This is a genomic window from Rubripirellula obstinata (genome assembly GCF_001642955.1).
GTDB lineage: Bacteria > Planctomycetota > Planctomycetia > Pirellulales > Pirellulaceae > Rubripirellula > Rubripirellula obstinata.
The window spans coordinates 1-1,153 of sequence record NZ_LWSK01000299.1 but is presented as its reverse complement, the minus strand read 5'-3'; the positions used below and the strand labels follow the sequence as shown (position 1 = coordinate 1,153).

The window sequence follows — 1,153 nt, the reverse complement described above, 5'->3', positions numbered from 1 at the left end:
CACCGCCGGCGATCTTCCTTCGTCACGCATTTTCACTGATCGCCGCCGATACGGAACGTCGTCGCCTCCAAGGTGGTTCCGACCGCAACTTCGTAACCAACGCCTGATGTCACGGGCGACCGCATTGGAACGTTTTTCCCTGATTCAACCCTTTGCGGTAACGTCAAATTTGCCGACGACGATTGATTTTTCCCTTCCGGGCCATCATCGTCGGCAAATTTGACGTAACCGCATTCCCTTCGCTACACTGGCGTTCCGACTGACCGCCTCGTAGGTGGCGGTCACCAACGTAAACATGATCGCGGATAACCATGGGATGCACCGGAGTACGGCTTGCGCGATTTTCTGTGATGGTTGACTTTTCTCTCCGTACCCGGTGATCCCGACCGTTATCCGTCCCAGATCCATGATCTTGCCAAAACAAAACGGACGAGAGACTCTTCGCGATTCTTTGCTCGCATCCATTGCGTCTGGCGAACGCATGACGGTTGCGAACTTAGTCGCAGTCTTTAGAGAAGTCTGCGTCGCTCATCAGATTGAGGACACGGAACTTGACGTGGTTATTGTTGCTTGGCCGGTTAAAATGCGTTTTCCACCTGTTGTCGACTTTGCACTCGCGTTGGGTTTTGTCGAGACTGGAGATGAATGGGACGAACCACCTGGGCAACTTATGCTGTCCTTCAAGGCTCGGTGCGGGGCAATGGGGTACCTCGCCCCGAGATTTAATGGGCACCTTCAATCGGATGACGGTCTAGATACATCGCGGCGTATAACGGCCTTCTGCAAATCGCCAATCTTCCGATGGTTTGGCGATCAAATCTCGTATGACGTTTCCGTCCGTTTGTCGAACTCAGAAGACTTCTTTCACTTGATGTCTAAGCTAATTCCGGCAATGCAAGATGCAGGATACGCCTGCTGTATTACCGATGTCGACGATAACTCTTGCTCTAATTCCGTGGACGGATAACCAAGCGTTGCTGACGGAGCGGCGGTGGTCGGCTTAAATGTTTGCTTGCACGACTTCACCCGCCGCCCGCAGAACGCGGACGTTATCCGAGCGGGTGCGCTGTCGCCTGTGCTTGATTCCGATGCCCACCATATTGCCTGACTTGATTCGATGCTGCCCTGCGGGGCACATCCAAAACTCGGACTT

At 53.6% G+C, this 1,153-nt stretch carries 1 protein-coding gene; it reads right to left on the bottom strand.

Translation table 11 applies throughout. The features are described from left to right. Positions 1-204: 204 nt before the first annotated feature. Positions 205-483 (bottom strand): hypothetical protein, encoded by a 279-nt coding sequence (locus RC85_RS25950; RefSeq protein ID WP_068267874.1) that lies wholly within the window; start codon positions 481-483, stop codon positions 205-207. Positions 484-1,153: the final 670 nt, after the last annotated feature.